This window comes from Bradyrhizobium sp. TM233 (genome assembly GCF_036247965.1).
In the GTDB taxonomy this organism is placed as follows: Bacteria; Pseudomonadota; Alphaproteobacteria; order Rhizobiales; family Xanthobacteraceae; genus Bradyrhizobium; species Bradyrhizobium ottawaense.
The window spans coordinates 124,936-148,860 of the sequence record NZ_BTIG01000003.1 but is presented as its reverse complement, the minus strand read 5'-3'; the positions used below and the strand labels follow the sequence as shown (position 1 = coordinate 148,860).

Genomic DNA, 23,925 nt, shown 5'->3' with positions numbered 1-23,925 from the left:
AGCCGCTACCCCATCATCTCCCGTACCATCGGCACCACCTTGCGCCCATAAAGCTCGATGCTCTTCATCAGCTTCTCGTGCGGCAAGGGCCCCGCCGAATACTTCAGCTGAAAGCGCGCAACACCGAGCGTCTTCGCCGTCCTGGCGATCTTGCGCGCCACCGTTTCCGGCGAGCCGGCATAGAGCGAGCCGTGCTCGACCTCGCTGACGAACTCGTCGCGGCCCATCGGCGGCCAGCCGCGTTCCTTGCCGATGCGGTCGCGCATGGCCTTGTAGTCGGGCCATAGCTCTTCGCGCGCCTCTTCATCCGTCTCGGCGACATAGCCGGGCGAGTGCACGCCGATCGGCTGTGCCGGCCGGCCGAACTCCTTGGCGGCGCGGTGATGGAGATCGACGAAGGGCGCAAAGCGCGCGGGATCGCCGCCGATGATCGCGAGCATCAAAGGCAAATCGTAATGCGCAGCGCGCACCACCGATTGCGGGCTGCCGCCGACGCCGATCCAGGTCTTCAGCCGGCCGTTCTCGACAGGGGGATAGACCAGCTGATCCCGCAGCGGCGGACGCAGCTTGCCCTCCCAGCTCACCGGCTGCTGCGCCAGCAGTGCGGCGAACAGGTCCAGCTTCTCCTCGAACAGCTCTTCGTATTTGCGCAGGTCGAAGCCGAACAACGGAAAGGATTCAGTGAACGAGCCGCGGCCGAGGATCACCTCGGCGCGTCCGTTGGAGAGCGCGTCCAGCGTGGCAAAGCGTTGGAACACGCGGATGGGATCGTCCGATGACAGCACCGTCACGGCCGAGCCGAGCTGGATGCGCTTGGTCCGCGACGCGATCGCGGCGAGGACGGTCTCCGGCGAGGAGATCGCAAAATCGGCACGATGGTGCTCGCCGAGGCCGATGAAGTCGAGGCCGAGCTCGTCGGCCAGCACGGCTTCGTCGACGACGTTGCGGATCACCTGCGCGTGCGGAAGCATGGCGCCGCCGGCGTCCCTGGTGACGTCGCCAAAAGTGTCCAGTCCGAATTGAAGCGATGCGGTCATCGGTGAGGTCTCTGCGGACGCAGCTTGCGCCTGTCACTGTGGGAGGGGATCGTTGCGGTGGAGCTAGGCCGCGGCGGCCGGTGCAACAATGCTGCTCTGAGAAACCCACCGTTTCCTTTTTGGATCGCGCCAGGCCCGCGCCCGCTCAGCCGGATCGGGTGAACATCTCGACCAGGGTCTCGCGCAGCCAGCGCTGCGCCGGCACGGTGTCGTTGCGCTGGTGCCAGAACAGGCTGACGATGCGCGGCGGCGCCTTGAGCGGCAGCGGCATGGCGTGCAGGAACGGCGCGTGCCGGGATTGCGAGCGCAAATCGCTCGGCAGCACCGCGATCAGGTCGGACTGGCGCACCACCTCGTAGGCGGCGCTGTAGTGGTTGACGGTCGCGACCAGGTTGCGCGACAGCCCGCGCGAGGCGAGGAAGAGGTCGTAGGACGGCAGGGTCTTGCCGGCGAGGCTGACGTCGACATGGCCTGCGCCGAGGAAGCTGCGCGTGCTGAGCCGCTTCTGGGCGGCGAGCGGATGGCCGCGCCGCATGAAGCAGGCGTAGTCGACCGTCCACAGCGAGCGCGAGCGGATGGCGGCCGGCTGCTGCGCCTCGTTGACATAGACGCTGAGCACGCAATCGACGCGATTGTCTTCGAGCTGATCGGCGATCTCCAGAATGGTGTTGGGGACGGTGTGCACGCGCGCCTTGGGCGCGACCTTGCCGAAATGGCCGAGGAGATTCGGCATCACCAGCGAGGCGACGTAATCCGACATCGACAGGCTGAACTCGGTCTGCGCGCGGCGCGGATCGAACACCTGCTCGTCGAGCGCGCCGCGTACGGTTTCGAGTGCCTCGCCGATCGGCTCCCACAGCACCACGGCGCGCTGGGTCGGACGGATGCCGGTGCCGGACCTGACGAACAGGGGATCGCCGAGCGCGTCGCGCAGCCGCGCCAACGCGTTGCTGACCGCGGGCTGCGTCATCAGCAGCGCGTTTGCGGCACGCGTGACGCTGCCCTCGGTCATCAGGGCTTCGAAGACTTTCAGCAGGTTGAGGTCGAGCGATCGAAACGACAGAACATTCACCGTGGTGATGTATGGGATCACGATTATAAATTATGACGATAATATCTCTTTGTCTATGGTTCCCCCAGGGACTTGCGGATGCCGGGCCGCCGGACAGAAGGGACTTACATGTCGATGATCTCGGCGCGCATCGAGCGCCTGCCATTCGCGCGCTTCCACACGCATCTGCTGTTGATGGGTGGGCTCGGCTACATGTTCGACGCGATGGACGCAGCCGTGCTGGCGTTCATCCTGCCGGTGCTGCGCACCGCCTGGAATCTGACGAGCGTGCAGATCGGCGTGCTCGGCAGCAGCACCTATATCGGCTTCCTGTTCGGCGCGTTGCTGGCGGGCACGCTCGGCGACCTGATCGGCCGCCGTGCGGTGATGATGTCGGCGCTGGCGCTCTATTGTGCCGCATCGATCGTCAGTGCCGCCGTGGACAGCTGGCCGTCCTTCTTCGCCGCCCGCGTCGTCGCGGGCATGGGCACCGGCGCCGAGAGCGCGATCATCGCGCCTTATCTCGCCGAGTTCGTGGCGCGGCGCTTCCGCGGCAGCTTCACCGGCGCGCTGGCCGGGTTCTTCTCCTTCGGCTTCGTCGCGGCGGCCTTGCTCGGCTACTTCATCGTTCCCGCCTATGAGAACGGCTGGCGCATCGTGCTGGTGATCACCGCGGTGCCGGTCGTCATGCTGCTCTGGTGGCGCCGGGCGCTGCCGGAATCGCCGCGCTGGCTGGAGAGCCGGGGCAGGGCGAAGGAAGCCGAAGCGGTGCTGGACAGGATCGAAGCCGGCTTCGCGCGCCAGGGGCATGTGCTGCCGCAGCCGGTCGTCGACGCGGTCAGCCCGCCCGTCGCCGGGGGAACGTTGCTTGCCAACTTCGCGGCGCTTCTGGCGCCCCGGCAGGCGCGCATCACCGTCATGACGTGGATCATGTGGCTTGCGATCACCTTCAGCTATTATTCCTTCTTCGTCTGGATTCCCGGCCTGCTGGTCCAGAACGGCATGAGCATCACCAAGAGCTTCGCCTATTCGCTCGCGATCTATTGCGCGCAGATCCCCGGCTATTTCAGCGCCGCGTATTTCAACGAGCGCATCGGCCGGCAGGCGACCATTGCGTCCTACATGGTGCTCGGCGGCATCAGCGCGCTCGGACTTGCCTTCGCGCAGAGCGACCAGCACATCATGGTCGCCGGGATCCTGCTGTCGTTCTTCATGAACGGCACCTATGCCGGCGTCTATGCCTATACGGCGGAGGTGTTCCCGACGCCGGTACGGACCACCGGCGCCGGCCTTGCCTCGGCGATCGGCCGCATCGGCGCGATCGTCTCGCCGATCCTGGTCGGCTACCTCTATCCCAATTTCGGCTTTGCCGGCGTGTTCGGGATCACCACCAGCGTTCTGCTGATCGGAGCGCTCACCGTCGTGGTGATGGGCGTGCCGACGCGCGGCCGTTCGCTGGAAGACATTGCTGCGGGCGAAGTCGCATGAGGGCAACGACACGCCGGCTCGATCCGCTGGTCAACGCCGTGGCGGCGGCGCAGGGCAGGGCGGATCAGCCGGAGGCCCTGTTCTCCGCGCTGGACGATGCCTTGAAATCGGCGATCGGGCAGAAGCTGTTCACGATCCTGACCTATGACGACGATAGCGGGGAAGCGGCGCGGATCTATTCCAACCGCCCCGGGCCTTACCCGACGGGCGGCCGCAAGCGCCTGGCGCCGGGCCCCTGGACCGAGGCCGTGCTCGACCGCGGCGAGGCCTTTATCGGCCGCACTCTCGATGATTTGCGCAATGTGTTCGCCGATCACGAGCTGATCGCGTCACTCGGCTGCGAGAGCGTGCTCAACATGCCCGTGCGCTGGCGCGGACGCACGCTCGGCTCGCTCAACCTGCTGCATGAAGCCGGCTGGTATAACGCAGACGATGTCGCCGCGTGCCTTCCGTTCGCCCAGCTCGCGTTGCCCGCGCTGCTCACACAGTCCTGACCAGACAGGAAACGACCATGCCCAGCACCCTCTTCAAGAATGCCGCTCTGCTCGATCCGCTTCAGCCGGATTTGCTGGAAGGCCATCACGTGCTGGTCGAGGACAACGTGATCAAGGAGGTCTCGGACCGGCCGCTCCAGGCTTCAGTCGACCGCACCATCGACCTCAACGGCAAGACGCTGATGCCGGGCCTGATCGACCTGCATGTCCATGCGGTGGCGGTCGAGCTCAATCTGTCGCAGCAGGTGCACATGCCGAACGTGCTGGTGACGCTGCGCTCGACGTTGCTGCTGCGCGGCATGCTTCGGCGTGGCTTCACCACCGTTCGCGACGCCGGCGGCGCCGGCCATGCGCTGAAGCAGGCGATCGAGACGGGTCTCACCGACGGCCCGCGGCTGTTCGTTTCCGGCCGCGCGCTGAGCCAGACCGGCGGGCACGGCGACATGCGCGCGCGCTCGGATTATCTTGCCAGCGACGCGCCGTGCCCCTGCTGCGTGCGCGTCGGCGCGCTGGCGCGCGTTGCCGACGGCGTCGACGGCGTGCGCAGGGCGGCGCGCGAGGAGCTGCAGATGGGCGCCGATCAGATCAAGATCATGGCGTCCGGCGGCGTCGCGTCACCGACCGACCCGGTCGGCGCCTTCGGCTACTCCGAGGACGAGATCCGCGCCATCGTCGAGGAGGCGCGCGGGCGCCAGACCTATGTGCTCGCCCACGCCTATACCGCCGCCGCCATCGAGCGCGCGGTTCGCTGCGGCGTGCGCACCATCGAGCACGGCAATCTGGTCGATGCCCCGACCGCGCGCCTGATGGCCGAGAAGGGCGCCTATGTGGTGCCGACGCTCGTCACCTATGAGGCGCTGGCCAATGAAGGCGCGCAATATGGCCTGCCGCCCGAGAGCGTCGCCAAGATCGCCGATGTCCGCGATGCCGGCCTGCGTTCGCTCGCGATCTATCGCGACGCCGGCGTGAAGATGGGGTTCGGCAGCGATTTGCTCGGGCCGTCGCAGCGCCTCCAGAGCGACGAATTCCGCATTCGCGCCGAGATTCTCGGCCCACGCGCGGTGATCGCCAGCGCCACGGTGATCGGCGCCGAAGTGCTCGGCATGGAGGGCAAGCTCGGCCGCATCGTGCCCGAGTCGATCGCGGACGTGCTGGTGGTCGACGGCAATCCGCTCAACGACGTTGCCTGCCTGCTCGGCCAGGGCGAGCATATCCCGCTGGTGATGAAGGCGGGCAAAGTCCTGTTCGACAGGCTGAACACGTAGCTGCCGCTGCGTCACGGACGCCCTCGCGCCGCTCGTGCGTCCTATGTCGAGATGCGCACGACCATCTTGCCGAGCGCCCCGCGCGTCTGCATGGTCCTGAACGCTTCCCGGAAATCGCCCAGCGCGAAGACGCGACCGACCACAGGCTTCAGCTGGCCGTCGGCAAGCCAGCCCGTCAACTGCGACATCAGGCGCTTCTGCACCTCGGGCTCGCGCAGGGGAATCTGTGCGAGGTCGACACCGAGCAGGGCGCCGCCCTTCAGCAGTGGCAGGTTGAACGGCAATGCCGGGATCGCACCGGCAGCAAAACCGACCACGAGATGACGGCCACGCCAGGCGATGGAGCGAAAGGCCTGCACCGAGACGTCGCCTCCGACCGGGTCGAAGATCACGTCGGCGCCGTGTCCTCCCGTCAATTCCTTCAGCGTGTCGCGCCAGCCGGCCTGCGTGTAGTCGATCACAGCGTCGGCGCCGTGCGCCAGCGCGAACGCGCGCTTGTCCGGCGTCGATGCTGCTGCGATCACACGGGCGCCAAGCAGCTTGCCGATCTGGACTGCCGCAATTCCGGTGCCGCCAGCTGCGCCCAGCACCAGAAGCTGTTCCCCTGCGCAGAGCGAGGCGCGTGCACCGAGCGCATAGAGAGCGGTCAGATAATTGGCGCGAAACGAGGCGGCGACTTCGGCCGCGACGCCGTCGGGCAGGGGATGGAGCGCTTCGGGTCTGACGACGATCTCTTCGGCAAGTGCGCCCGAGCGCGTCATCCCCATCACGCGCATGCCGGGCTGATAGCCGCCGGGTGCGCCGGGCGCGTCCGTCACCACGCCCGCGAACTCCGTCCCGGGAATGAAGGGCAGGGGATCTTTGGTCTGATAGCGTCCCTCGATCTTCAAGCCGTCGACGAAGCCGATCCCGGCAGCTTCCACGCGGATGCGCAATTGTCCTGGTTCCATGGACGGGGGCGGGACGTCCGTCAGTTCGATCTGATCGATCGGTGCGTATTGCTCGACCACGACGGCTTTCATGTCGGACCTCTGTTGTTCCGGTTATCCTGACAGGTCCCGACACGAGCCTCTTGCGTCTACCGCCACATCCCGCGCATCCGCGCGCCGATGTCGACCTTCGGGCCCTGCGCCGCGGTGCGGGCCGCGCCCGCGGCAGCCTTCGGCCAGGCGGTGCGCTCGAACAGATAGACCAGCTGCTCCGGGATGAAGCGGGTGCGCGAGGCATAGACGTGGCGGTCGCCCTTGGCGGCCTGGCCGTGGACGAAGAAGCGCTGGGGGACGACGAGGTGCAGATCGTCCTTGGCGCGGGTCATCGCGACGTAGAGCAGGCGGCGCTCCTCCTCGAGCTCGGCGCTGGTGCCGGCGCCGAGATCGGACGGCATGCAGCCGTCGACGACGTTGAGCACGAACACCGACTTCCACTCCTGGCCCTTGGCGGAGTGGATGGTGGACAGGATGAGATAGTCCTCGTCGCGCAACGGCGGGCCGGATTTGTCACTGGTCGCATCCGGCGGATCGAGCGTCAGCTCGGTCAGGAATTTCTCGCGCGAGGCATAGCCGCTGGCGATCTGCTCGAGCTGCATCAGATCGGCGCGGCGCGTCTCGGACTCTTCGTGGAGGCGATCGAGATGCGGCTCGTACCAGAGCCGCACGCGTTCGAGATCGACCGGCCATTCCGAATAGCGCAAATTCTCGACGGTGCGGACGAAGTCGGTCCAGTCGGCGCCGGTCCGCGCGGGCACCGGAAGCTGGCCGAGCACAGCAAGTGGGTCGGTGCTCTCCGCCATCTGGTCGAGCACGCGCTGCGCGGTCGCGGGTCCGATGCCGGGCAACAGGTGCAGGATGCGGAAGCCGGCGACACGGTCGCGCGGGTTCTCGGCAAAGCGCAGCAGCGCCAGCACGTCCTTGACATGCGCGGCGTCGAGGAATTTCAGCCCGCCGAACTTGACGAACGGAATGTTGCGGCGGGTCAGCTCGATCTCGAGCGGGCCGGAATGCGAGGACGTCCGGAAAAGCACCGCCTGGTGCTTGAGCAGCGCGCCTTGCTCGCGGTTCGCCAGCACCTCTTCGACAATGTAACGCGCCTGGTCGGCCTCGTTGTGGACGGTGACCAGTTGCGGCTTGTGCGAGGCGGCGCGGTCGGTCCACAGATTCTTGGTGAAGCGCTCACGCGCAAGCCCAATGACGCCGTTGGCCGCCGCCAGCACGGTCTGCGTCGAGCGATAGTTGCGGTCGAGCGTGATCATCTCCGCGCGGGGCGAGAAGCTCTGCGGGAAATCCAGGATGTTGCGCACGGTGGCGGCGCGGAACGAATAGATCGACTGGGCGTCGTCGCCGACCACGGTGAGCCCGCGTCCGTCGGGCTTCAGAGCCAGGAGGATCGAGGATTGCAGGCGGTTGGTGTCCTGGTATTCGTCGACCAGCACGTGATCGAAGCGGCCGCCGATCTCTTCGGCGATCAGCGCATCGCTCATCATCTGCGACCAGTAGAGCAGGAGGTCGTCGTAATCGAGCACGTGCTGCGCCTGCTTGGCCTCGACATAGGCGGCGAACAGCCCCTTCAGCTCGGTGGCCCACCCCGCACACCAGGGATAGTGCTGGCCGAGCACCTTCTCGATCTCCATCTCGGCATTGACGCAGCGCGAGTAGATCGACAGGCACGTGCCCTTGGCGGGGAAGCGGCTCTCGGTCTTCGACAGGCCGCGCTCGTGGCGGACCAGGTTCATCAGGTCGGCGGAATCCTCGCGGTCGTGGATGGTGAAGGCGGGATCGACGCCGATCCGCTCGGCATATTCGCGCAAGAGGCGCGCGCCGATACCGTGGAAGGTGCCGGCCCAGGTCAGCGCATCGCGCATGACGGCGGCGTTGTTCTCGCCCAGCACCTTGCGGGCGATCCGTTCCACCCGGCCGGCCATCTCGGCCGCCGCGCGGCGGGAGAACGTCATCAGGAGGATGCGGCGCGGATCGCTACCTGCGACGATCAGGTGCGCGACGCGGTGGGCCAGCGTGTTGGTCTTGCCGGAGCCAGCGCCGGCAATCACGAGCAGGGGGGCGCCCACGGTTGAGCCCTCGGCCACGCCATGCTCGACGGCGCGGCGCTGCTCCGCATTGAGCGTGTCCAGATATGTTGCCACGAATCGCCCCGGTGAAAGGGCAAGAGTCGGCGATCCCGGCGCGAATCGCAATGCGGCTGGACGGAACGGGAATTAGGATTTAGGGGGAAGATGGCCCTAAGTTCCAGCAGCGCAGGCCCCGACATGACCGAGCCCAACCCCGACCAGTTCGAGATGCGGCGGCTGGAATCACTCAGCAACACCATTTTCGGTGTCGCCATGACGCTGTTGGCCTACGACCTGCCCAAAGCTGCGGTCTTCACCAGCGTGCCCGACTGGAGCGATCTCGCCCACGTCTATTCCGGCAAGCTCGCCGGCCTTGCCCTCAGCTTCATCATCGCCGGCGTGTTCTGGATCAGCCATCACCGGCGGCTGGCGCGCCAACCCGTCGGCAGCCGCGGCGCGGTGATCCTCAACCTGTTCTTCCTGCTCTCGATCGTTCTGCTGCCTGTCACCAACGGCCTCTACACCAATTACGGCATGAGCAGTGCGGTTGCGGTGCTCTACGGGCTGCACCTGACCGCGATCGCCGGCCTCAATGCCTGGCTGTGGTGGACGATCCTCGGCGGCTGGCGCCAGGAGATCATGGCCTCGCTGTTTCCGCTCCTGGTGTTTATCCCGGGCACGATCGTTGCGGCGTTCGCCCCGCACATCGCGCCCTTCGTGTGGTTCATCGCCTTCGGCGGGCTCGCGATCCAGCGCTTCTACGGTGCGCGGACCGGGCCGGGGGCGTGAGGCCTCACCCGGACGTCGCGCCGAACCCATCGGCCGGCACGTAGAGCTTGACCGGGCGGATTTCGTAGACCGCTGTCGGATTGACCGCACGCAGTTTCCGCGCCGCCGTGATCGCCTCCTCCTCGCTGGCGCATTCCATCAGGTGGAAGCCCAGAAGCTGCTCCTTGGTCTCGGCAAACGGGCCGTCCAGCACCATGCCCGCGCCGGGGCCACGCAAGGTGCGCGCCTTTCGGGTCTCATCCAGACGGGCGGCCGGCCCGAACTGTCCGCTGGCCCGCAAGGGGGCCTGAACTTCGATGACCTTGGCCACGACTGCGGCGTCCTGCTCGGGCGTCCAGGACAAGATCTCGTCTTCCACGTGGTAGGCCAGGATGGCGTAAAGCATCGTCACCTCGTTGTTTTTCTGCACCGATCCCGAAGGACGTCGCACCGCAGGCAATGCCGACAATCCTCAAGAATAAACTCAAGAATAAATTCACGCACAAAATATTGCGTGGCCGGGCCGCGACGAAACCGTCCTGAAACCCGATTGGGCCCTTGCCGCGTGAACGCCGCCGGAAGTGGTCGCGACTGATGACCACAAACAACAAGATTTCTGCTGGAGGCGGCAATGTCGGGTCACATCAAGATCATCTGCGACGCACGTCGGGCCGGACAATCTCAGACGGCCGATCTGCACGACCAAAGCGGCCATCACCGCTATTACGGCAGCTCGGCCGAGAATGGCGGCGAGCGCATCGTGGAGAGCCGGCGCGGCAAGCGCCCGCGCGCGCTCGGCGTTTGCGGCTTCTGAAGCCTCGCGACCGATTTCCAATGGACGTCCTGCAAATATCGATCGCGGCGATGCCGTTCCTGCTCGCACTGACGAGCCGGACGGGCAAGGTCATCGTGCCGTGCCTGCTGACGAGCATCTTCACGGTGCTGCTCGGCGTGGAGCCTCACCGCGCCGTCGTGGCCTGGTGCGTCGGCATGCTGATTGCCGCCGTCGCGCTACGCGAGCGGCTTCGCGCGGGCTGACACAGCAGTCGTCACTTCCCGCTCAAGACCTGCTTGACCAGGGCCTCGCGCAGCGCCGCCAGCTCGCCGCTCGCCTCCATCTGAGCGATCGCCTTGCCAACCTTCGGCACGAGATCGCGATGGCGTTCGTGCAGGTAATGGTAGATGTGGATGCGCTCGAGCGGCGGCGAGAGGGGGTAGATCCTGGCCTGCAGATTGAGTTTGCGCACCGCTGCGAGCCCGCTGAAGAGATCGGTGACCATCACGTCGAAACGGTCGGCATCGAGCATCCTGACCATGTTGTCGAGGCCAGTGGTCGCCGTGACGCGGGCCATGCCGCGCGTACCGGCCTCCGAGGAGCCGACGCCGCGGACGATGCCGATGCTGTAGTCTCTGATCGAATCCCAGCCGGCGACGTCGAACCGGAATTTCGTCGCAAACACCGCGGGCTCGATATAGTTGATCGCCGGCGTGACCTGGACCAGCGTCGGGTAGTCGCGCGAGAGCGTTCCGATCCGTTGGATCTCCCCGTCCACCTCACCGGCGCTCGACAGCGCGAGCGCGCGCTTGCCGGGGACGTCCTCGAACTCCAGTCTGATGTTCAGCCTGGCGTAGACGGCCCGCAGCATCTCGCCGCCGACATATTGATCGGGGATGTCGGTGATGCGCGCCAGCCGGATGACCTCCTGCGCCTGCGAAGGACCGCTTGCAAGCAGTGACAGGCAGGCGACGATAATCCGCCACATGACGCGCCTCCTCGTTGCCCGATTCTACCGCTGGATTCCGATGTCCGCCCGATTTACCGGAGATGGCGCCTGCGTGTGGCCATAGAGGTCACTGCCCGCCCGAGGTGCAGGCGACGTCCGGACTTTCACCGATGTCATTCTACCACGCGAAGTGGTAGTTTGCGCGGGAATCCTGCTGCTGCGCAAGATATGACCCGCCGACCTCGAGCCGCCCATGGGGTTGACAGGAAATGGGCGGACAGGATCGCCGCGCGCATCGCGTGAAGGCGAAGTCTCGACGATCGAATTGCTCGAGGCTGCGACCGGTCGGCCGCAGCGTGCCGCCATTCCGGGGATGTGGTGCATGGCCAAGGCTGGTGACGAGGACTCCAATCGCGGCCGCGCCGTCGCACCGGCGGCTGCGAAGCAGGATTTGATCGGCACCGCGCTCGCGCCTTCGATGTTCGCCGCGCTGCTGTCCCGACTCTTCAACTGGTCGCGCAGCGGCGTCGGGCCGCGCCTGCTCGCGGCCGTGCTGCTGTTCTCTTCGGTCGTGACGCTGACGTTGACTGCGCTCCAGCTCTATCTCGATTATGATCGCGAGGTCGGCCTCATCGAGACCAGGCTGGACGAGATCGGCCGCAGCACCACCGGCAGTCTCGGCGAGAGCCTTTGGAATCTCGACCAGAACCAGCTCAAGCTCCAGCTCGACGGTATCCTGCGGCTGCCCGACATCCGCGCCGCGGAGGTGCGTGAGATCGCCGACCGTCCCAATCCGATCCGTCTCGCCATCGGCGAGCCGAGCACCCGCTCGGTCGTGACGCGCGACTATCCGCTGAACTACGCCGTGAAAGGCAACGCACGCGAGATCGGCGTGCTCCATGTCGAGGCGACGCTGACCGACGTCTACCAGCATTTGCTGAACCGTGCGCTGGTGATCCTGGCAAGCCAGGCGGCCAAGACGTTCCTCGTCTCGCTGTTCATCATCTACATGGTCCATCTGCTGGTGACGCGGCATCTGGTCGCCATCGCCGAGTTCGTCAGCAAATACAGCCTGGCGCGGCCGCCGCCGCCTTTGCGCCTGGAGCGCCGGCCGCCCTACGATGCCGACGAGCTGGACAAGGTGATCGACGCCTTCAACGCGATGTGCGCGAACCTCCAGCGGGCCTATGGCGAGCTGCGCGAGGCCAATGCAAATCTCGAGCGCGACCTCAAGGTCCGCCGGAGCGCCGAAGAGGACGCGCGTGCGAGTGAAGAGCGTTTCCGCGACTATGCCGAGACCGCGTCCGATTGGTTCTGGGAGACCGGACCGGACCATCGGTTCACCTACATATCCGACCGGGCCGGTGTCTTCGGCATGGACAACAAGGCGCTGATCGGCAAGCGCCGCACCGATGCCGCGTTCGGCCGCGACGCCGAGCCCGAGAAATGGCGCGCGCACATGGCGATGCTGGACCGCCATGAGCCGTTCCGGAAGTTCGAATATCGCGGCTGCGACACCACGGGGCGGATGCATCATTTCAGCGTCAACGGCCAGCCGGTCTTCGCCGCCGACGGAAGCTTCATGGGTTATCGCGGCTCTGCGACCGACCTCACCGAGCAGCACGAGACCGAGGAGCGACTGCGCCAATCCCAGAAGATGGATGCGATCGGCCAGCTCACCGGCGGCGTCGCGCACGACTTCAACAACGTGCTCACGGTCATCACCGGCACCATCGAGATCATTCAGGAAGGGCTTGCGGACAAGCCCGAATTCGCCGCGATCGCGCAGCTGATCGACGATGCGGCCACGCGCGGCGCGGAGATCACCTCGCAGCTCCTGACCTTCGCGCGCCGCCAGCCGCTGGAGCCGCGCGAGATCGACGTCAACGCCCTCGTGATCGAGACCGCGAAGCTGCTGCGGCCGATCCTCGGCGCCCATATCGAGATCGTGACCCGGCTCGCCGACGACGCCTGGTCTGCGATGGCCGATCCGTCGCAGCTCTCCTCCGCGATCGTCAATCTCGCCGTCAACGCGCGCGACGCGATGCCGGGCGGGGGCAAGCTCACGATCGAGACCGCGAACCGCGAGCTCGACGACACCGACGCTGCCGGCGACGGCGGTGCCATGCGCGGCGCCTTCGTGATGGTCGCGGTCGCCGACACCGGCCACGGCATCCCCGCCGACATCCGCGAGCGCGTATTCGAGCCGTTCTTCACCACCAAGGGCGTCGGCCGCGGCACCGGCCTCGGGCTCAGCATGGTCTACGGCTTTGCCAAACAGACCGGCGGCACCGTCGCGGTCGAGAGCGAGGAGGGGCGGGGCACGGTGATGCGGCTGTTCCTGCCGCGGTCGAAGGGCGAGGCGCCGGTCAGGACCGCGCCGGTCCAGGCGCTGGACACGGCACGCGGGCACGAAACGATCCTCGTGGTCGAGGACGATCCGCTGGTGCAGGGCTATGTCATCGCTCGGCTCGGCAGCCTCGGCTATCGCACGCTGGTGGCCGGCGACGGCGCCTCCGCACTGGCGCTGGTCGACCAGGGCGCCAAATTCGATCTCCTGTTCACGGATATCATCATGCCCGGCGGCATGAACGGGCGGGAATTGGCCGACGCGGTCCGGCTCCGCCGGCCGGGAGCAAGGGTGCTCTATACCTCCGGCTACACCGACGATGCCATCGTCCACGAAGGACATCTCGATCCCGGCGTGGCGCTGCTCAGGAAGCCCTACCGGAAGTCGGAGCTGTCGCAGAAGATTCGCGAGGTGCTTGCGGGCGAGCCGCCGGCCTGAGCGCGCCCCCGGACGAAAAAGGCGCGGCGGGGAAGCCCCGTCGCGCCCGATTTCTTGCTCGCTGGTCCAGGGCTGAGAGCGCCCCGATGCCAAGCCTTGTTCGAAGCTTAGCGGGCGATCCCAGCGAGGTGACAGCGCTTGGTAAGAGACACTGGATCACCTCCTTTCGTTGGTTTCGGAAGATTTCAATATAGGCGGCATTGCCACCGCTGTTAAGAGGCGGCGGCTCCGGAGGGAACCGGGGCGGCTCGCAAGGCCGCCGAAGACGCCGGAAAGCGACCGCCTGGGCAGTTGAGACCGCCGCCCGGCCGTGTTAGGGAGCCCGTAACGCGGGTGTAGCTCAATGGTAGAGCAGCAGCCTTCCAAGCTGAATACGAGGGTTCGATTCCCTTCACCCGCTCCAACGCCCAAGCCCTCCGCTTGAAATGAGGGCTCATTGTGGATCGCAGAAAAGTTGAAGCCTGCTTGCTGACGTCGATCGCCAGATGGCCGGAGCTTTGCGATAGGAGCTGACGGTTGCCTGCTTGTTCGTACCTTTGGACAGCGACCTGAGCCCGCCGGCTCATTCGCTCGGGCGAGCCGACGGTCAGGAAGGCAAATCCACCTGAAAGCTCAGTAGCACGCAGGCATCAAGCCAAGTCGTGGATATTGCCGATCGATTGCAGCCAGCTCGATCCGCATTTGCGCGATGATCCAATCCCGGATCTCGGCGGCAATGGGCCGCATGGGCCGGTTGCGTGGCGGCAGGAACTCGCAGAGACGGCGCGTGGTGGTGAGCGTATCGGAGGCCGGCACCAGCGCGCCTGTCAGGAGCCAATGCGAGGCGACCGTCAGCCAGCCGAGCGCGATGCCTTGGCCGAGCAGGGCGGCCTGCATCACGACGGCATAATCGGTGAAGCTGAGCCCCTTGGCCGCACCGCGACGACCGGTGAGCAGTGATGCGTAATCCGCGGCCCAGTCGCCCGCCGTCTCGGCGAGGCGGATGATGGTGTTGCCCTCGGTGGGATCGGTCGCGCCGAGATAGGTCGGGCTGCACATCGGCAGCATCACTTCCTTCATCACCAGCGTGCCGCCGGACGACGGCTCGTCGCGATCGCGGAAGCGCATGCCGAGATCGACGTTCTCCACCGGCCCGCGTAATGCGCCGGAGATCAGCTGGAAGCGCAGATCGACCTGGGGAAACTGCTTCTGGAGTTTGTCGATGCGCGGCATCAGCCAGTGCGTGGTAAAGGCAGAGGAGACCGACAGCGTCACGGTCTCGGTGCCCTTGCGGCGCCGCTCGATCTCGACGAGGCCGCTCTCGATGCTGCGAAAGCCTTCGAGCACGCGGCGATAGAGCTGCTCGCCTTCCTCGGTGAGCACCGCGCGGCCCGCCTTGCGGTCGAACAGGCGAACGCCGAGATGCTCCTCGAATTGTCCGAGCATCCGGCTTACCGCCGGCTGCGTGACGTTGAGTTCGGCGGCAGCCGCCGTGAAGCTGCCATTGCGCGCTGCTGCGTCAAAGACGAACAGGGCGTTACTTGAGGGCAGCATCCTGCGCAGCTCGGGCATAACGTCATGTTATGGGCGCGGTGAGAATTTGGCAATTGCCGAGTTTTGCCAAGTCTGGTGTCATTCGTGTCACAGCCTAAAGACAGGGTGTTCGAGAGACAGTTTTGGTGCGGCGCACGCTGTACCCGCGATTGCTCCGGGATGCTGTCTATAAAGCAGGCTTATGGCGCGCAGTGAGGCACGTCATGACAGGGAACGAGGCGAGGGCGATCGTTGGACAGACGAGCGGAAAGCGTTGAGATCCGGTCCGCGAGCAAGGCGTACGGCGCCGTTCGCGCTCTCGACGATGTCTCCCTCAATGTCGGCGCCGGCGAATTCGTCTCGCTGCTCGGCCCCTCCGGTTCCGGCAAGACCACGCTGCTCGGCATTTTGGGCGGCTTCATCATCCCGACGTCGGGCACAATTCTCTTCGGTGGTCGCGACGTCACCTGGATGCCGCCGCACAAGCGCGACATCGGCGTCGTCTTCCAGAACTACGCCCTGTTCCCGCATATGAGCGTCGGCGAGAACGTCGCCTTTCCCTTGCGCGCGCGCCGGCTGCCGAAGGCGAACTGGCCCGACAAGGTGCGCGCGGCGCTCGCGATGGTCGGCCTCGCCGGCTACGAGGAGCGCGGCATCGCGCAGCTCTCCGGCGGCCAGCGCCAGCGTGTGGCGCTCGCGCGCGCCATGATCTTCGAGCCGCAACTGATCCTGATGGACGAGCCGCTCTCCGCGCTCGACAAGCAGCTGCGCGAATCCATGCAGATCGAGCTGCGGGCGCTGCACAAGCGCATCGGCGCCACCATCATCTACGTCACCCATGACCAGCGCGAGGCGCTGACCATGAGCGACCGTGTCGCGGTGATGAAGGACGGCAGGCTGATCCAGATCGACGAGCCCGCGCGGCTGCACGACCATCCCGCCGATTCCTTCGTCGCGAGCTTCATCGGTGAAGCCACGATGCTGTCGGTGCGCCGTGTCGATGCCACCAGCGTCGCGCTCGGCAACGCGCTGCTGCGTAGCGCCCGCGCCATCCCCGACGGCGATGCGCTGATGCTGGCCGTGCACAGCGAAAAGCTGCTGATCGACGATGGCGCGCAGGATGCCGCCTGCAACCGGCTCACGGCTACGGTCACCGATATCGTCTATCAGGGCGAGAGCCTGCGTATCTTCCTGGCGCTTGCCGACGGCGTCGCGCTCAGCCTGCGACAGCCGAGCTATCACCAGGCCTACAGCCGCATTCCGCCACTCGGCGGCAGCCTCACCGTCACCCTTCACCCCGAGGACACCATCATCGTGCCCCGGGTGGACTGAACCCTAGCCTGTTTAACCTGAGAGAAAAACGACATGTCGACCCAAGCCGCGTTCAGCAATTTCAAGGTCCTCACCTTCGACGTCGTCGGCACCTTGATCGATTTCGAAACCGGCGTGATCAACGCAGTGCGCAAGATCTCGGGCAAAACGCCGGCCGAACTCAGCGACGATCAGATTTTCGAGCCCTACAAGCGCGGCCGCGACATGCACTACGAGCGCTCGAGCGAGGCGATGTTCCACGTCTATCGCCATCTCGCCAAGGAGCTCGGGCTGCCGTCTGACGACGCGTCGTGCGATGTCTTCCAGCTCTCGGTGCTGCGCTGGGGACCATTCGTGGACTCGGTCGAAGCACTGAAGCGCTTGCGCACGAAATTCCGGCTGGTGGCGATGACCAATGCGGACCGCGTCGCGCTCTCGTGTTACGCGCATGCGCTCGGCAATCCCTTCGACGACACCGTCTGCGCCGACGACACCGGGGTGGCAAAGCCCAATCCGGAATTCTTCGCCTACAACAAGGGGCGTCAGTCCGCCTTCGGCTACAAGCAGTCCGACATTCTGCATGTCGCGCAGAGCCAGTACCACGACATCGGCATCGCGCGGAAGCTGGGCTACAAGGTGTGCTGGATCGAGCGCCGCCAGGGCATCGCCGGTTTTGGCGGCACGCCCGCGGTGGAGACGCTAACCAAGCCGGACTTCCATTATCCGACCTTGAAGGCACTGGCCGACGCAGCGATCGGGCCGGCGGCATAAATCCGTGAGCGCGGGCATGACACGGGACTGGAGCGCGCAGCCATCGGTCAACTCGCTGTGGGAAGCCACGGCGGAGCCGGCGCGCGATTGTCCCGTGCTGTCGGGCGAGCATCAGGCCGATGTGGTGATCATCGGCGCGGGCTATACCGGGCTCTCCGCTGCGCACCATATCGCCAAGAGCGGGCTCGCACCGATCGTGCTCGAGGCCAACCGCCCCGGCTGGGGCGCGAGCGGGCGCAACGGTGGCGTGATCACCGCAAAGTTTCGCCTGTCGTTCCGTGAGATCGACGCCGTGCACGGCCGCGCGATGGCAAAGCGCATGTACGAGATCGCTCATGAATCGACCGACATGGTCGAGGAGCTAGTGTCCGAATTCGGTATCACCAGCGCAAACCTGACGCGCACCGGCCAGGTCAAGGCTGCCCACAACGAGACGACGCTCAAGGCGGCGATCGACGAAGCCAACTGGATGACGCGCGAGATGGGCTCCGCCGAGGTCCGCATCCTCAACAAGCGCGAAGTGCGCGAAGAGACCGGCTCCGACATCTTTGTCGGCGGCGTGCTCAATCCCGGCTCTGGCGGCATCCATCCGCTGAATTATCTGCGGGGCCTCGCCGACGGCGTGGCGCGCCGTGGTGTTCTGATCTTCCAGGAATCCCCGGTCGTCAAGCTGCGGCGCGAGAAGGACGGTATTGTCGCCGAGACGCCGCAAGGCGCCGTGCGTGCCAAACAGGCGATCATCGCCACCAACAGCTATTCCGATCTGACTGGCGCCACCGCACATATGCAGCGCACGTTGATCCCGTTCCGCAGCGCCATGGTTGCGACCGAACAGCTGCCGCACAATCTCGCTGGAAAGCTGATGCCGACGGGGCGGACCTACACCGAGACCAAGCGCATGATGCGCTGGTTCCGCATGGTCGATAACCGCGTGATCTTCGGCGGCCGCGGCGCCTTCGGCAAGCAGGACTCGCAAGCTGCGTTCGACGCGCTGCGCAAGGCGATGGTCGGAATCTTTCCGGATTTGGACGAGGTCCCGCTCGCATACAAATGGTCTGGCCTCGTCGCGATGACGCTGGACTCGGTGCCGCATATCGGCCGGCTCGACGACCGCACGCTGGTCTCGCTGGGCTACAACGGAGCAGGTGTGGCGATGTCGAGCCTGATGGGCCGCTATCTGGCCGCCTTCGTGCGCGACGAGAGCCCCGACGTCGGCCTGCTCGATGTCAGTCGCATGAAGACCATTCCGTTCTATCCGCTGCGCGAGCCCGCCGTGCGCATGGTCGCCGGCTGGTACCAGTTTCTGGATGCGATCGGTCAGTGAGAAGTCTTTGGAGGAGGCGAGGATGACGATGAAGCAGAAGTTTGGACTGGGCTGCGCGCTGCTGGGCGCAATCGGATTGACCAATGCGGCCGATGCCGCCGAGCAGATCACCTTCGTCTCGCAGGGCGGCGCCTACCAGCAGGCGCAGACGGTGGCGATCCTGGATCCCTCCGCCAAGAAGCTCGGCATCACCATCAACCAGGATTCCATTCCCGACGCCTGGCCTGCGATCAAGACCCAGGTCGGCAGCGGCAAGCCGATCTGGGACGTCGTCGACACGCCCACCGGCAACTGCCTGCGCGGCGGCGAGCAGGGGCTGATGGAGAAGCTCGACTTCTCGAAGATCCCGAACGGCGCGGCGATGCCGGAGGCGTATCGCAGTCCCTATTCGGTCTCCTATGAGTTCTATTCCAGCGTGCTGGCCTACAGCCAGAAGACGTTCCCGAAGGACGCGCCGAATAGCTGGGCCGATTTCTGGGACGTCAAGAAATTTCCCGGCCGCCGCGCGCTGCGCAACCACCCGTTCGCAACGCTCGAGGCCGCGCTGATGGCCGACGGTGTTGCGCCCGACAAGCTCTATCCGCTCGATGTCGACCGCGCCTTCAAGAAGCTGGAGGAGATTAAGCCGCACATCACGGTGTGGTGGACTTCGGGTGCGCAGTCGGCGCAACTGCTCAACGACGGCGAGGTCGACATGGAGATGGCCTGGAACGGCCGAGTCAGCGCCGTCGCCAAGGAAGGCGCCAAGGTTGCCTTCACCTACAATCAGGGCGTCCTACAGAGCACCTCGCTCTGCATTCTCAAGGGCGCGCCGAATCTCGACACCGCGTTGAAATTCCTCAACGAGGCCGTCGATCCCGTGCACCAGGCCAATCTGCCGCTCCACATCGACTACGGCCCCGGCAATCCGAAGGCGTTTGAAACCAACGTGATCAAGTCCGAACGTGCCGCGCAATTGCCGAGCGAGCCGGCGAACGCGGCCAAGCAGGCGCTGATGTCCTACGCCTGGTGGTCATCGCCGGCCGGCGAAGCCGCCGAGAAGCGCTGGGCGTCGTTCATGCAGAAGTGAGACGAGGCAGCGTTGACGATGACAGTGTCCGATCCTTCGCAAAAGCATCAGCGCCGTGAGCACGGGCTGATGCTGGCGCTGGTGTCGCCGGCGCTGCTCGTGATTTTGCTCTTGATCGTGCTGCCGGTCGGCTGGCTGGCCTGGCAGTCGATCTACCATGATGGCTTTACGCTGGAGAACTACCGGCGAGTCTTCACCGAAGACATCTACTGGCGAAGTTTCGCGCTGACCTTCGAGATCAGCCTCGCGGTCACGTTGATCGCTCTGCTGCTCGGCTATCCCTTGGCCTATCTCGCCAATTCGGTGCCGAAGGGCTGGAGCATCCTGATCCTGTCGCTGGTCGTGCTGCCGTTCTGGACTAGCGTGCTGGTCCGCGCCTATGCCTGGCTGGCGCTGCTTCAGCGTAGCGGCGTGATCAACCAATTCCTGCGCTATTTCGATGTGATCTCCGAGCCACTCGCGCTGGTCCACAACAGTTTTGGTACGGTGGTGGCGACCGTGCACATCCTGCTGCCGTTCATGGTGCTGCCGCTCTATGCCACGATGCAGAAGATCCCCGGCGATCTCATGCAAGCCGGCGCCAGTCTCGGCGCGAGCCCGTCGCTGACATTCTTTCGCGTCTTCCTGCCGCTGTCGTTGCCGGGCGTGCTCGCCGGCTGCACCATGGTGTTCGTGCTCTGCCTCGGCTTCTACATCACGCCGGAGCTGCTCGGCGGCGGCCGCACCGTGATGGTGTCGATGCTGGTGAGCCGCAATGTCGAGCTCTACAACCAGTTCGGCGCGGCGAGCGCCGTCGCGGTGGTGCTGCTTCTCAGCGTGCTCGCAATCTTCTTTGTCGTCAGCCGCTTCATCTCGCTCGACCGCGTGCTGGGGCAGAAATGATGCGCATCTCGCCCGCACGGATTGCCCTCTACGCGATCAGCGCGCTGGTGCTGGTCTATCTGATCCTGCCCGTTCTCATCATCGCGCCGATCTCGTTCTCCAGCGCGCGCTTCCTGACCTTCCCGCCGCCGTCGTTCTCGACGCGCTGGTATCAGCAATATTTCACAAACCCGGCCTGGATGCAGGCAACGCGCGTGACGCTGACAGTTGCGCTCTTCACCGTCGTGATTGCAACGCCGTGTGGGGTGGCTGCCGCCTATGCCATCAGCCAGTCCAAGCTGCGCATCATGCGCGTCGTTCATATGGCGCTGCTGCTGCCGCTGGTGGTGCCGATTATCATCACCGCGGTCGGCATCTTCTTCGTCTACGCCAAGGTCGGCCTGGTCGCGACCATGCCCGGCCTCGTGCTCGCCAATGTCATGCTGGGCTTGCCTTATGTCGTCATATCGGTGCTGGCGGGCCTGCAGAGCTTCGATCCGGCGCAGGAGATGGTTGCGCGAAGCCTCGGCATGAACCGGCTGCGCAGCTTCTTCGCGGTGACCCTGCCGCAGATCAAGTCGAGCGTGGTCGCCGGCGGCATTTTTGCCTTCATCTCGGCAATGGACGAGACCATCGTCGCGCTGTTCATCTCCGGCGGCCAGTACCAGCCGCTGACCAAGCGCATGTTCACCGCGCTTCGAGACGAGATCGACCCAACGATTGGAGCGATATCGACGCTGATGACTGCGGCCTCGTTCCTCCTGGTATTGCTCGCAACCACGCGACAGAAGAGGAAGGTGGGATAAATCCTGCGCTGACGGCCCGGCCGCGCCGGGCCTGATCCAGGTCAATGTCGCGCGCGCCGGATGGTCTATCGGTTAGTCGCAACTTCGGGACAACCATGACATGACCAACAAGCCGATCGATTGGACGCCGGACCTCTCCCTGCCGACCTCCAAATCCACCGTCCAGCACTTCATCGCAAATGCCGGCGGCGACCGCCTGGAGATTGACACCACGCCCTGGGGCGAGGCCGATCTCACGGTCAACGGTCAGTCGCTTGCTCACATCGAAGCGGCACCGAGCGCCGGGGAGGCGTTTCGGGCGCTCGAAACGATCGCGGAAGATTTCGAAGCCGGCAAGGACGCGCGTCTTGATCAGGCAATCGAGGATGACGAGGTCCGCGAAAGGCTGGGTCTGACGCGTATCCAGGGCAGCCGCGGTCGGTGATATTGCCGCCGCGATGAGCGCGATCTGCGCGGGTCAAAGCGGAGCAAGGCGGATCCCCTAGGAACCATCACATCCCGCACGAGTTGGCCGGTCGGGCTGGAGGAAAGTCACACGAGGCCAACCGTGCAGCAAGACGTGCGCGTGCGCACCATCGCGCAGATCGCGGGTCATCCCATTCATCCGATGCTGGTGTCGATCCCGATCGCGTGCTTCATCGGGGCTCTCCTGACCGACATCGCCTATGTCGCCAGCGCCGAGATCATGTGGGCGGATTTTTCCGCCTGGCTTCTGCTCGCTGGCGTCGTCTTCGGCGTGCTGGCGGCGATCGCGGGCCTCACTGATTTCCTCGGCAACCGCCTGGTGCGGGCGCAGACGCCGGCCTGGCCGCATCTGATCGGCAATGCCGTGGCGCTGATCCTGGCCATCGTCAACGCGCTGATCCACAGCCGCGATGCCTGGACCTCGGTGTGGCCGACAGGGCTCGTTCTGTCCGTGATCACCGTGCTGATCCTGCCCGTCACCGGCTGGCTCGGCTGGGCCATGGTCTATCGCCACGGCGTGGGAGTTGCGCGATGATATCGAAGCTCGCCCGCGCGCTGGTGTGCTCGTTGCTGCCGTTGCTGGCCGGCTGCGACGACGGCAGCGGCGATCCCAAGGCGCAGATCGGTGCGACCCCAAAGCTACCGGACATCCAGCAATATCTGCTGCCGCCCGTCCACATCGCGCGCATCGTCGGCTGGAAGAAGGGCGAGACGCCCGCTGTGGCCGAGGGCCTGCAGGTCAAGGCCTTCGCGACCGGCCTGCAGCATCCGCGTTTCCTCTACGTGCTGCCCAATGGTGACGTGCTGGTGGCGGAATCCAAGGCGCCGAAGGGAGCGGGGATCAAGCGGCCCAAGGAGATCGTCATGGGCTATATCGAGTCCTGGGCGACCTCGGGCGGCAACGACACCGGGCCGGGCAACCGCATCACGCTGCTGCGTGACGGCAATGGCGACGGCGTGCCGGATACGCAAAGCGTCTTCCTCGACCATCTCAACTCGCCGTTCGGCATCGCGCTGGTGGGCAACGATCTCTACGTCGCCAATGCCGATGCGATCGTCAGATATCCCTACACGGACGGCGACACGAAGATCACCGCACCGGGCACGGTGCTGACGCCGCTGCCGGGCGGGCCGATCAACCATCACTGGACCAAGAGTCTCGTCGCCAGCCCCGACGGCTCGAAACTCTATGCCGGCGTCGGCTCCAACAGCAACATCACCGAGAACGGCATGGAGGCCGAGCACAATCGCGCGGCGATCCTGGAGATCGACCGTGCCAGCGGGCGCTGGCGCGTGTTCGCAAGCGGCCTGCGCAATCCGAACGGGCTCAGCTTCGAGCCGCAGACCGGCGCGCTGTGGACGGTGGTGAACGAGCGCGACGAGCTCGGGCCCGATCTCGTTCCCGATTACATGACCTCGGTGAAGGACGGCGGCTTCTACGGCTGGCCCTACAGCTATTACGGCCAGCATGTCGATCCCCGCGTCAAGCCGCAGCGGCCGGATCTCGTCGCCAAAGCGATCGTGCCGGATTATGCCCTGAGCTCGCATGTCGCCCCGCTCGGGCTCGCCTTCAACACCGGCTCCAGCCTGCCGGCTGCCTATCGCGGCGGCGCCTTCGTCGGCGAGCATGGCAGCTGGAACAGGCAGGTGCTCAACGGCTACAAGGTCGTGTTCGTGCCGTTCATCGACGGCAAGCCGAGCGGACCGGCGCAGGATGTCGTGACCGGCTTCCTCAACAGCGACAACCAGGCGCGCGGCCGTCCCGTTGGCGTCGCCATCGACAAGACCGGCGCGCTGCTGGTCGCCGATGATAGCGGCAATACGGTGTGGCGCGTCACCGCCGCGCATCCGCAGCTGACGCAACGTTAAGCCCGCCGGCGCGTTATCGGGACGACGGTTTCTGAAAGCCAAGCCAGGAGTTGGACAATGGGCCTTGCTCAATATGCCATCGTGCCGGTGCGGAACGAATGGGGCGTGCTGCACGACGGTGACGTCAAGAACACATACGCCACCAAGGAAGCTGCGTTCGAATCGGCGGTCGCCGCCGCATCCCTCGCGCTTCGTGAGGGACATGAAGTCCAAGTCAGCGTGCCCGGCCGCGAAGCCGGAGACAACGCGCTCGGCATCTAG

24 protein-coding genes and 1 tRNA gene are annotated in these 23,925 nt (G+C 65.6%); 18 read left to right on the top strand and 7 right to left on the bottom strand.

Going from position 1 to position 23,925, the window contains the following annotated elements:
* Window positions 1-5: 5 nt before the first annotated feature.
* Both AABA86_RS07760 and AABA86_RS07755 read right to left on the bottom strand, forming a co-directional pair.
* A complete protein-coding gene (locus AABA86_RS07760) occupies window positions 6-1,037 on the bottom strand; it encodes an LLM class flavin-dependent oxidoreductase (RefSeq protein WP_338306360.1) in 1,032 nt (343 codons plus the stop codon).
* A 145-nt stretch (window positions 1,038-1,182) separates the two neighbouring features.
* On the bottom strand, window positions 1,183-2,130 hold the full coding sequence (locus tag AABA86_RS07755) for a LysR family transcriptional regulator (protein WP_338306359.1): 948 nt from the start codon (window positions 2,128-2,130) through the stop codon (window positions 1,183-1,185).
* 87 nt (window positions 2,131-2,217) lie between these two features.
* Here AABA86_RS07755 and AABA86_RS07750 point away from each other — a divergent pair, with 87 nt between their 5' ends.
* Genes AABA86_RS07750 through AABA86_RS07740 form a run of 3 tightly spaced genes read left to right on the top strand, consistent with a single transcriptional unit; the run spans window position 2,218 to window position 5,335 of the window.
* A complete protein-coding gene (locus AABA86_RS07750; protein ID WP_028141078.1) occupies window positions 2,218-3,576 on the top strand; it encodes an MFS transporter in 1,359 nt (452 codons plus the stop codon).
* The gene (locus AABA86_RS07745) at window positions 3,573-4,070 is read left to right on the top strand and encodes a GAF domain-containing protein (protein WP_338306358.1); all 498 of its coding nucleotides are present in this window, start codon (window positions 3,573-3,575) and stop codon (window positions 4,068-4,070) included. The genes AABA86_RS07750 and AABA86_RS07745 overlap by 4 nt, the downstream gene beginning before the upstream one ends.
* 17 nt (window positions 4,071-4,087) lie before the next feature.
* Window positions 4,088-5,335 (top strand): metal-dependent hydrolase family protein, encoded by a 1,248-nt coding sequence (locus tag AABA86_RS07740; protein ID WP_338306357.1) that lies wholly within the window; start codon window positions 4,088-4,090, stop codon window positions 5,333-5,335.
* 41 nt (window positions 5,336-5,376) lie between these two features.
* On the opposite strand, the gene AABA86_RS07735 is transcribed toward AABA86_RS07740, so the two are convergent.
* Both AABA86_RS07735 and AABA86_RS07730 read right to left on the bottom strand, forming a co-directional pair.
* Window positions 5,377-6,357: an NADPH:quinone oxidoreductase family protein gene (locus AABA86_RS07735; RefSeq protein WP_338306356.1), complete on the bottom strand. Its 981-nt coding sequence runs from the start codon at window positions 6,355-6,357 to the stop codon at window positions 5,377-5,379.
* A 56-nt stretch (window positions 6,358-6,413) separates the two neighbouring features.
* Window positions 6,414-8,471: an ATP-dependent helicase gene (locus tag AABA86_RS07730; RefSeq protein WP_338306355.1), complete on the bottom strand. Its 2,058-nt coding sequence runs from the start codon at window positions 8,469-8,471 to the stop codon at window positions 6,414-6,416.
* 123 nt (window positions 8,472-8,594) lie between these two features.
* On the opposite strand from AABA86_RS07730, the gene AABA86_RS07725 reads away from it, so the two are divergent.
* Window positions 8,595-9,185, top strand: a complete 591-nt coding sequence (locus tag AABA86_RS07725) for a TMEM175 family protein (RefSeq protein WP_338306354.1) — start codon at window positions 8,595-8,597, stop codon at window positions 9,183-9,185.
* 4 nt (window positions 9,186-9,189) lie between these two features.
* Here AABA86_RS07725 and AABA86_RS07720 read toward each other — a convergent pair whose 3' ends face one another.
* On the bottom strand, window positions 9,190-9,570 hold the full coding sequence (locus AABA86_RS07720) for a YciI family protein (RefSeq protein ID WP_338306353.1): 381 nt from the start codon (window positions 9,568-9,570) through the stop codon (window positions 9,190-9,192).
* A 225-nt stretch (window positions 9,571-9,795) separates the two neighbouring features.
* Between AABA86_RS07720 and AABA86_RS07715 the strand changes: the two genes are divergently transcribed.
* Both AABA86_RS07715 and AABA86_RS07710 read left to right on the top strand, forming a co-directional pair.
* A complete protein-coding gene (locus AABA86_RS07715; protein WP_038950498.1) occupies window positions 9,796-9,978 on the top strand; it encodes a hypothetical protein in 183 nt (60 codons plus the stop codon).
* 20 nt (window positions 9,979-9,998) lie between these two features.
* On the top strand, window positions 9,999-10,202 hold the full coding sequence (locus AABA86_RS07710) for a hypothetical protein (RefSeq protein WP_338306352.1): 204 nt from the start codon (window positions 9,999-10,001) through the stop codon (window positions 10,200-10,202).
* 11 nt (window positions 10,203-10,213) lie between these two features.
* On the opposite strand, the gene AABA86_RS07705 is transcribed toward AABA86_RS07710, so the two are convergent.
* Window positions 10,214-10,927: a substrate-binding periplasmic protein gene (locus AABA86_RS07705; protein ID WP_338306351.1), complete on the bottom strand. Its 714-nt coding sequence runs from the start codon at window positions 10,925-10,927 to the stop codon at window positions 10,214-10,216.
* A gap of 343 nt (window positions 10,928-11,270) precedes the next feature.
* Between AABA86_RS07705 and AABA86_RS07700 the strand changes: the two genes are divergently transcribed.
* Entirely contained in the window at window positions 11,271-13,676 is a 2,406-nt protein-coding gene (locus tag AABA86_RS07700; protein ID WP_212251970.1) for an ATP-binding protein, read from the top strand.
* Window positions 13,677-14,005: 329 nt separating this feature from the next.
* Window positions 14,006-14,079 (top strand) — tRNA-Gly (locus AABA86_RS07695).
* A gap of 209 nt (window positions 14,080-14,288) precedes the next feature.
* Here the strand turns inward: AABA86_RS07695 and AABA86_RS07690 are convergent.
* The gene (locus tag AABA86_RS07690; protein WP_212249062.1) at window positions 14,289-15,227 is read right to left on the bottom strand and encodes a LysR family transcriptional regulator; all 939 of its coding nucleotides are present in this window, start codon (window positions 15,225-15,227) and stop codon (window positions 14,289-14,291) included.
* 213 nt (window positions 15,228-15,440) lie between these two features.
* Between AABA86_RS07690 and AABA86_RS07685 the strand changes: the two genes are divergently transcribed.
* The 10 genes from AABA86_RS07685 (at window position 15,441) to AABA86_RS07640 (ending at window position 23,925) form a co-directional block, all read left to right on the top strand.
* Window positions 15,441-16,520 carry an ABC transporter ATP-binding protein gene (locus AABA86_RS07685; protein WP_338306350.1) on the top strand — a complete coding sequence of 360 codons (1,080 nt, stop codon included), beginning with the start codon at window positions 15,441-15,443 and terminating at the stop codon, window positions 16,518-16,520.
* Window positions 16,521-16,553: 33 nt separating this feature from the next.
* Window positions 16,554-17,270 (top strand): HAD family hydrolase, encoded by a 717-nt coding sequence (locus AABA86_RS07680; RefSeq protein WP_018316998.1) that lies wholly within the window; start codon window positions 16,554-16,556, stop codon window positions 17,268-17,270.
* Between the two features lie 16 nt (window positions 17,271-17,286).
* The gene (locus tag AABA86_RS07675; protein ID WP_338306349.1) at window positions 17,287-18,594 is read left to right on the top strand and encodes an NAD(P)/FAD-dependent oxidoreductase; all 1,308 of its coding nucleotides are present in this window, start codon (window positions 17,287-17,289) and stop codon (window positions 18,592-18,594) included.
* 22 nt (window positions 18,595-18,616) lie between these two features.
* The gene (locus AABA86_RS07670) at window positions 18,617-19,663 is read left to right on the top strand and encodes an ABC transporter substrate-binding protein (RefSeq protein ID WP_338306348.1); all 1,047 of its coding nucleotides are present in this window, start codon (window positions 18,617-18,619) and stop codon (window positions 19,661-19,663) included.
* Window positions 19,664-19,681: 18 nt separating this feature from the next.
* The gene (locus AABA86_RS07665; RefSeq protein WP_338306347.1) at window positions 19,682-20,545 is read left to right on the top strand and encodes an ABC transporter permease; all 864 of its coding nucleotides are present in this window, start codon (window positions 19,682-19,684) and stop codon (window positions 20,543-20,545) included.
* The gene (locus AABA86_RS07660) at window positions 20,542-21,330 is read left to right on the top strand and encodes an ABC transporter permease (protein ID WP_028141062.1); all 789 of its coding nucleotides are present in this window, start codon (window positions 20,542-20,544) and stop codon (window positions 21,328-21,330) included. The genes AABA86_RS07665 and AABA86_RS07660 overlap by 4 nt, the downstream gene beginning before the upstream one ends.
* Before the next feature lie 100 nt (window positions 21,331-21,430).
* A complete protein-coding gene (locus AABA86_RS07655) occupies window positions 21,431-21,754 on the top strand; it encodes a hypothetical protein (RefSeq protein ID WP_338306346.1) in 324 nt (107 codons plus the stop codon).
* A 123-nt stretch (window positions 21,755-21,877) separates the two neighbouring features.
* Window positions 21,878-22,330 carry a DUF2231 domain-containing protein gene (locus AABA86_RS07650; RefSeq protein WP_338306345.1) on the top strand — a complete coding sequence of 151 codons (453 nt, stop codon included), beginning with the start codon at window positions 21,878-21,880 and terminating at the stop codon, window positions 22,328-22,330.
* Window positions 22,327-23,664, top strand: coding sequence for a PQQ-dependent sugar dehydrogenase (locus tag AABA86_RS07645; protein ID WP_338306344.1), 1,338 nt, complete (start codon window positions 22,327-22,329; stop codon window positions 23,662-23,664). The genes AABA86_RS07650 and AABA86_RS07645 overlap by 4 nt, the downstream gene beginning before the upstream one ends.
* A gap of 57 nt (window positions 23,665-23,721) precedes the next feature.
* The gene (locus AABA86_RS07640) at window positions 23,722-23,925 is read left to right on the top strand and encodes a hypothetical protein (protein ID WP_212249054.1); all 204 of its coding nucleotides are present in this window, start codon (window positions 23,722-23,724) and stop codon (window positions 23,923-23,925) included.

What these genes read in the sequence shown, in the direction of transcription:
- AABA86_RS07760 (WP_338306360.1), bottom strand. Translation starts at nt 1,037, where the DNA reads ATGACCGCATCGCTTCAATTCGGACTGGACACTTTTGGCGACGTCACC.
- AABA86_RS07750 (WP_028141078.1), top strand. Translation starts at nt 2,218, where the DNA reads ATGTCGATGATCTCGGCGCGCATCGAGCGCCTGCCATTCGCGCGCTTC.
- AABA86_RS07745 (WP_338306358.1), top strand. Translation starts at nt 3,573, where the DNA reads ATGAGGGCAACGACACGCCGGCTCGATCCGCTGGTCAACGCCGTGGCG.
- AABA86_RS07740 (WP_338306357.1), top strand. Translation starts at nt 4,088, where the DNA reads ATGCCCAGCACCCTCTTCAAGAATGCCGCTCTGCTCGATCCGCTTCAG.
- AABA86_RS07735 (WP_338306356.1), bottom strand. Translation starts at nt 6,357, where the DNA reads ATGAAAGCCGTCGTGGTCGAGCAATACGCACCGATCGATCAGATCGAA.
- AABA86_RS07725 (WP_338306354.1), top strand. Translation starts at nt 8,595, where the DNA reads ATGACCGAGCCCAACCCCGACCAGTTCGAGATGCGGCGGCTGGAATCA.
- AABA86_RS07720 (WP_338306353.1), bottom strand. Translation starts at nt 9,570, where the DNA reads ATGCTTTACGCCATCCTGGCCTACCACGTGGAAGACGAGATCTTGTCC.
- AABA86_RS07715 (WP_038950498.1), top strand. Translation starts at nt 9,796, where the DNA reads ATGTCGGGTCACATCAAGATCATCTGCGACGCACGTCGGGCCGGACAA.
- AABA86_RS07710 (WP_338306352.1), top strand. Translation starts at nt 9,999, where the DNA reads ATGGACGTCCTGCAAATATCGATCGCGGCGATGCCGTTCCTGCTCGCA.
- AABA86_RS07705 (WP_338306351.1), bottom strand. Translation starts at nt 10,927, where the DNA reads ATGTGGCGGATTATCGTCGCCTGCCTGTCACTGCTTGCAAGCGGTCCT.
- AABA86_RS07700 (WP_212251970.1), top strand. Translation starts at nt 11,271, where the DNA reads ATGGCCAAGGCTGGTGACGAGGACTCCAATCGCGGCCGCGCCGTCGCA.
- AABA86_RS07690 (WP_212249062.1), bottom strand. Translation starts at nt 15,227, where the DNA reads ATGCCCGAGCTGCGCAGGATGCTGCCCTCAAGTAACGCCCTGTTCGTC.
- AABA86_RS07680 (WP_018316998.1), top strand. Translation starts at nt 16,554, where the DNA reads ATGTCGACCCAAGCCGCGTTCAGCAATTTCAAGGTCCTCACCTTCGAC.
- AABA86_RS07675 (WP_338306349.1), top strand. Translation starts at nt 17,287, where the DNA reads ATGACACGGGACTGGAGCGCGCAGCCATCGGTCAACTCGCTGTGGGAA.
- AABA86_RS07670 (WP_338306348.1), top strand. Translation starts at nt 18,617, where the DNA reads ATGACGATGAAGCAGAAGTTTGGACTGGGCTGCGCGCTGCTGGGCGCA.
- AABA86_RS07665 (WP_338306347.1), top strand. Translation starts at nt 19,682, where the DNA reads ATGACAGTGTCCGATCCTTCGCAAAAGCATCAGCGCCGTGAGCACGGG.
- AABA86_RS07660 (WP_028141062.1), top strand. Translation starts at nt 20,542, where the DNA reads ATGATGCGCATCTCGCCCGCACGGATTGCCCTCTACGCGATCAGCGCG.
- AABA86_RS07655 (WP_338306346.1), top strand. Translation starts at nt 21,431, where the DNA reads ATGACCAACAAGCCGATCGATTGGACGCCGGACCTCTCCCTGCCGACC.
- AABA86_RS07645 (WP_338306344.1), top strand. Translation starts at nt 22,327, where the DNA reads ATGATATCGAAGCTCGCCCGCGCGCTGGTGTGCTCGTTGCTGCCGTTG.
- AABA86_RS07640 (WP_212249054.1), top strand. Translation starts at nt 23,722, where the DNA reads ATGGGCCTTGCTCAATATGCCATCGTGCCGGTGCGGAACGAATGGGGC.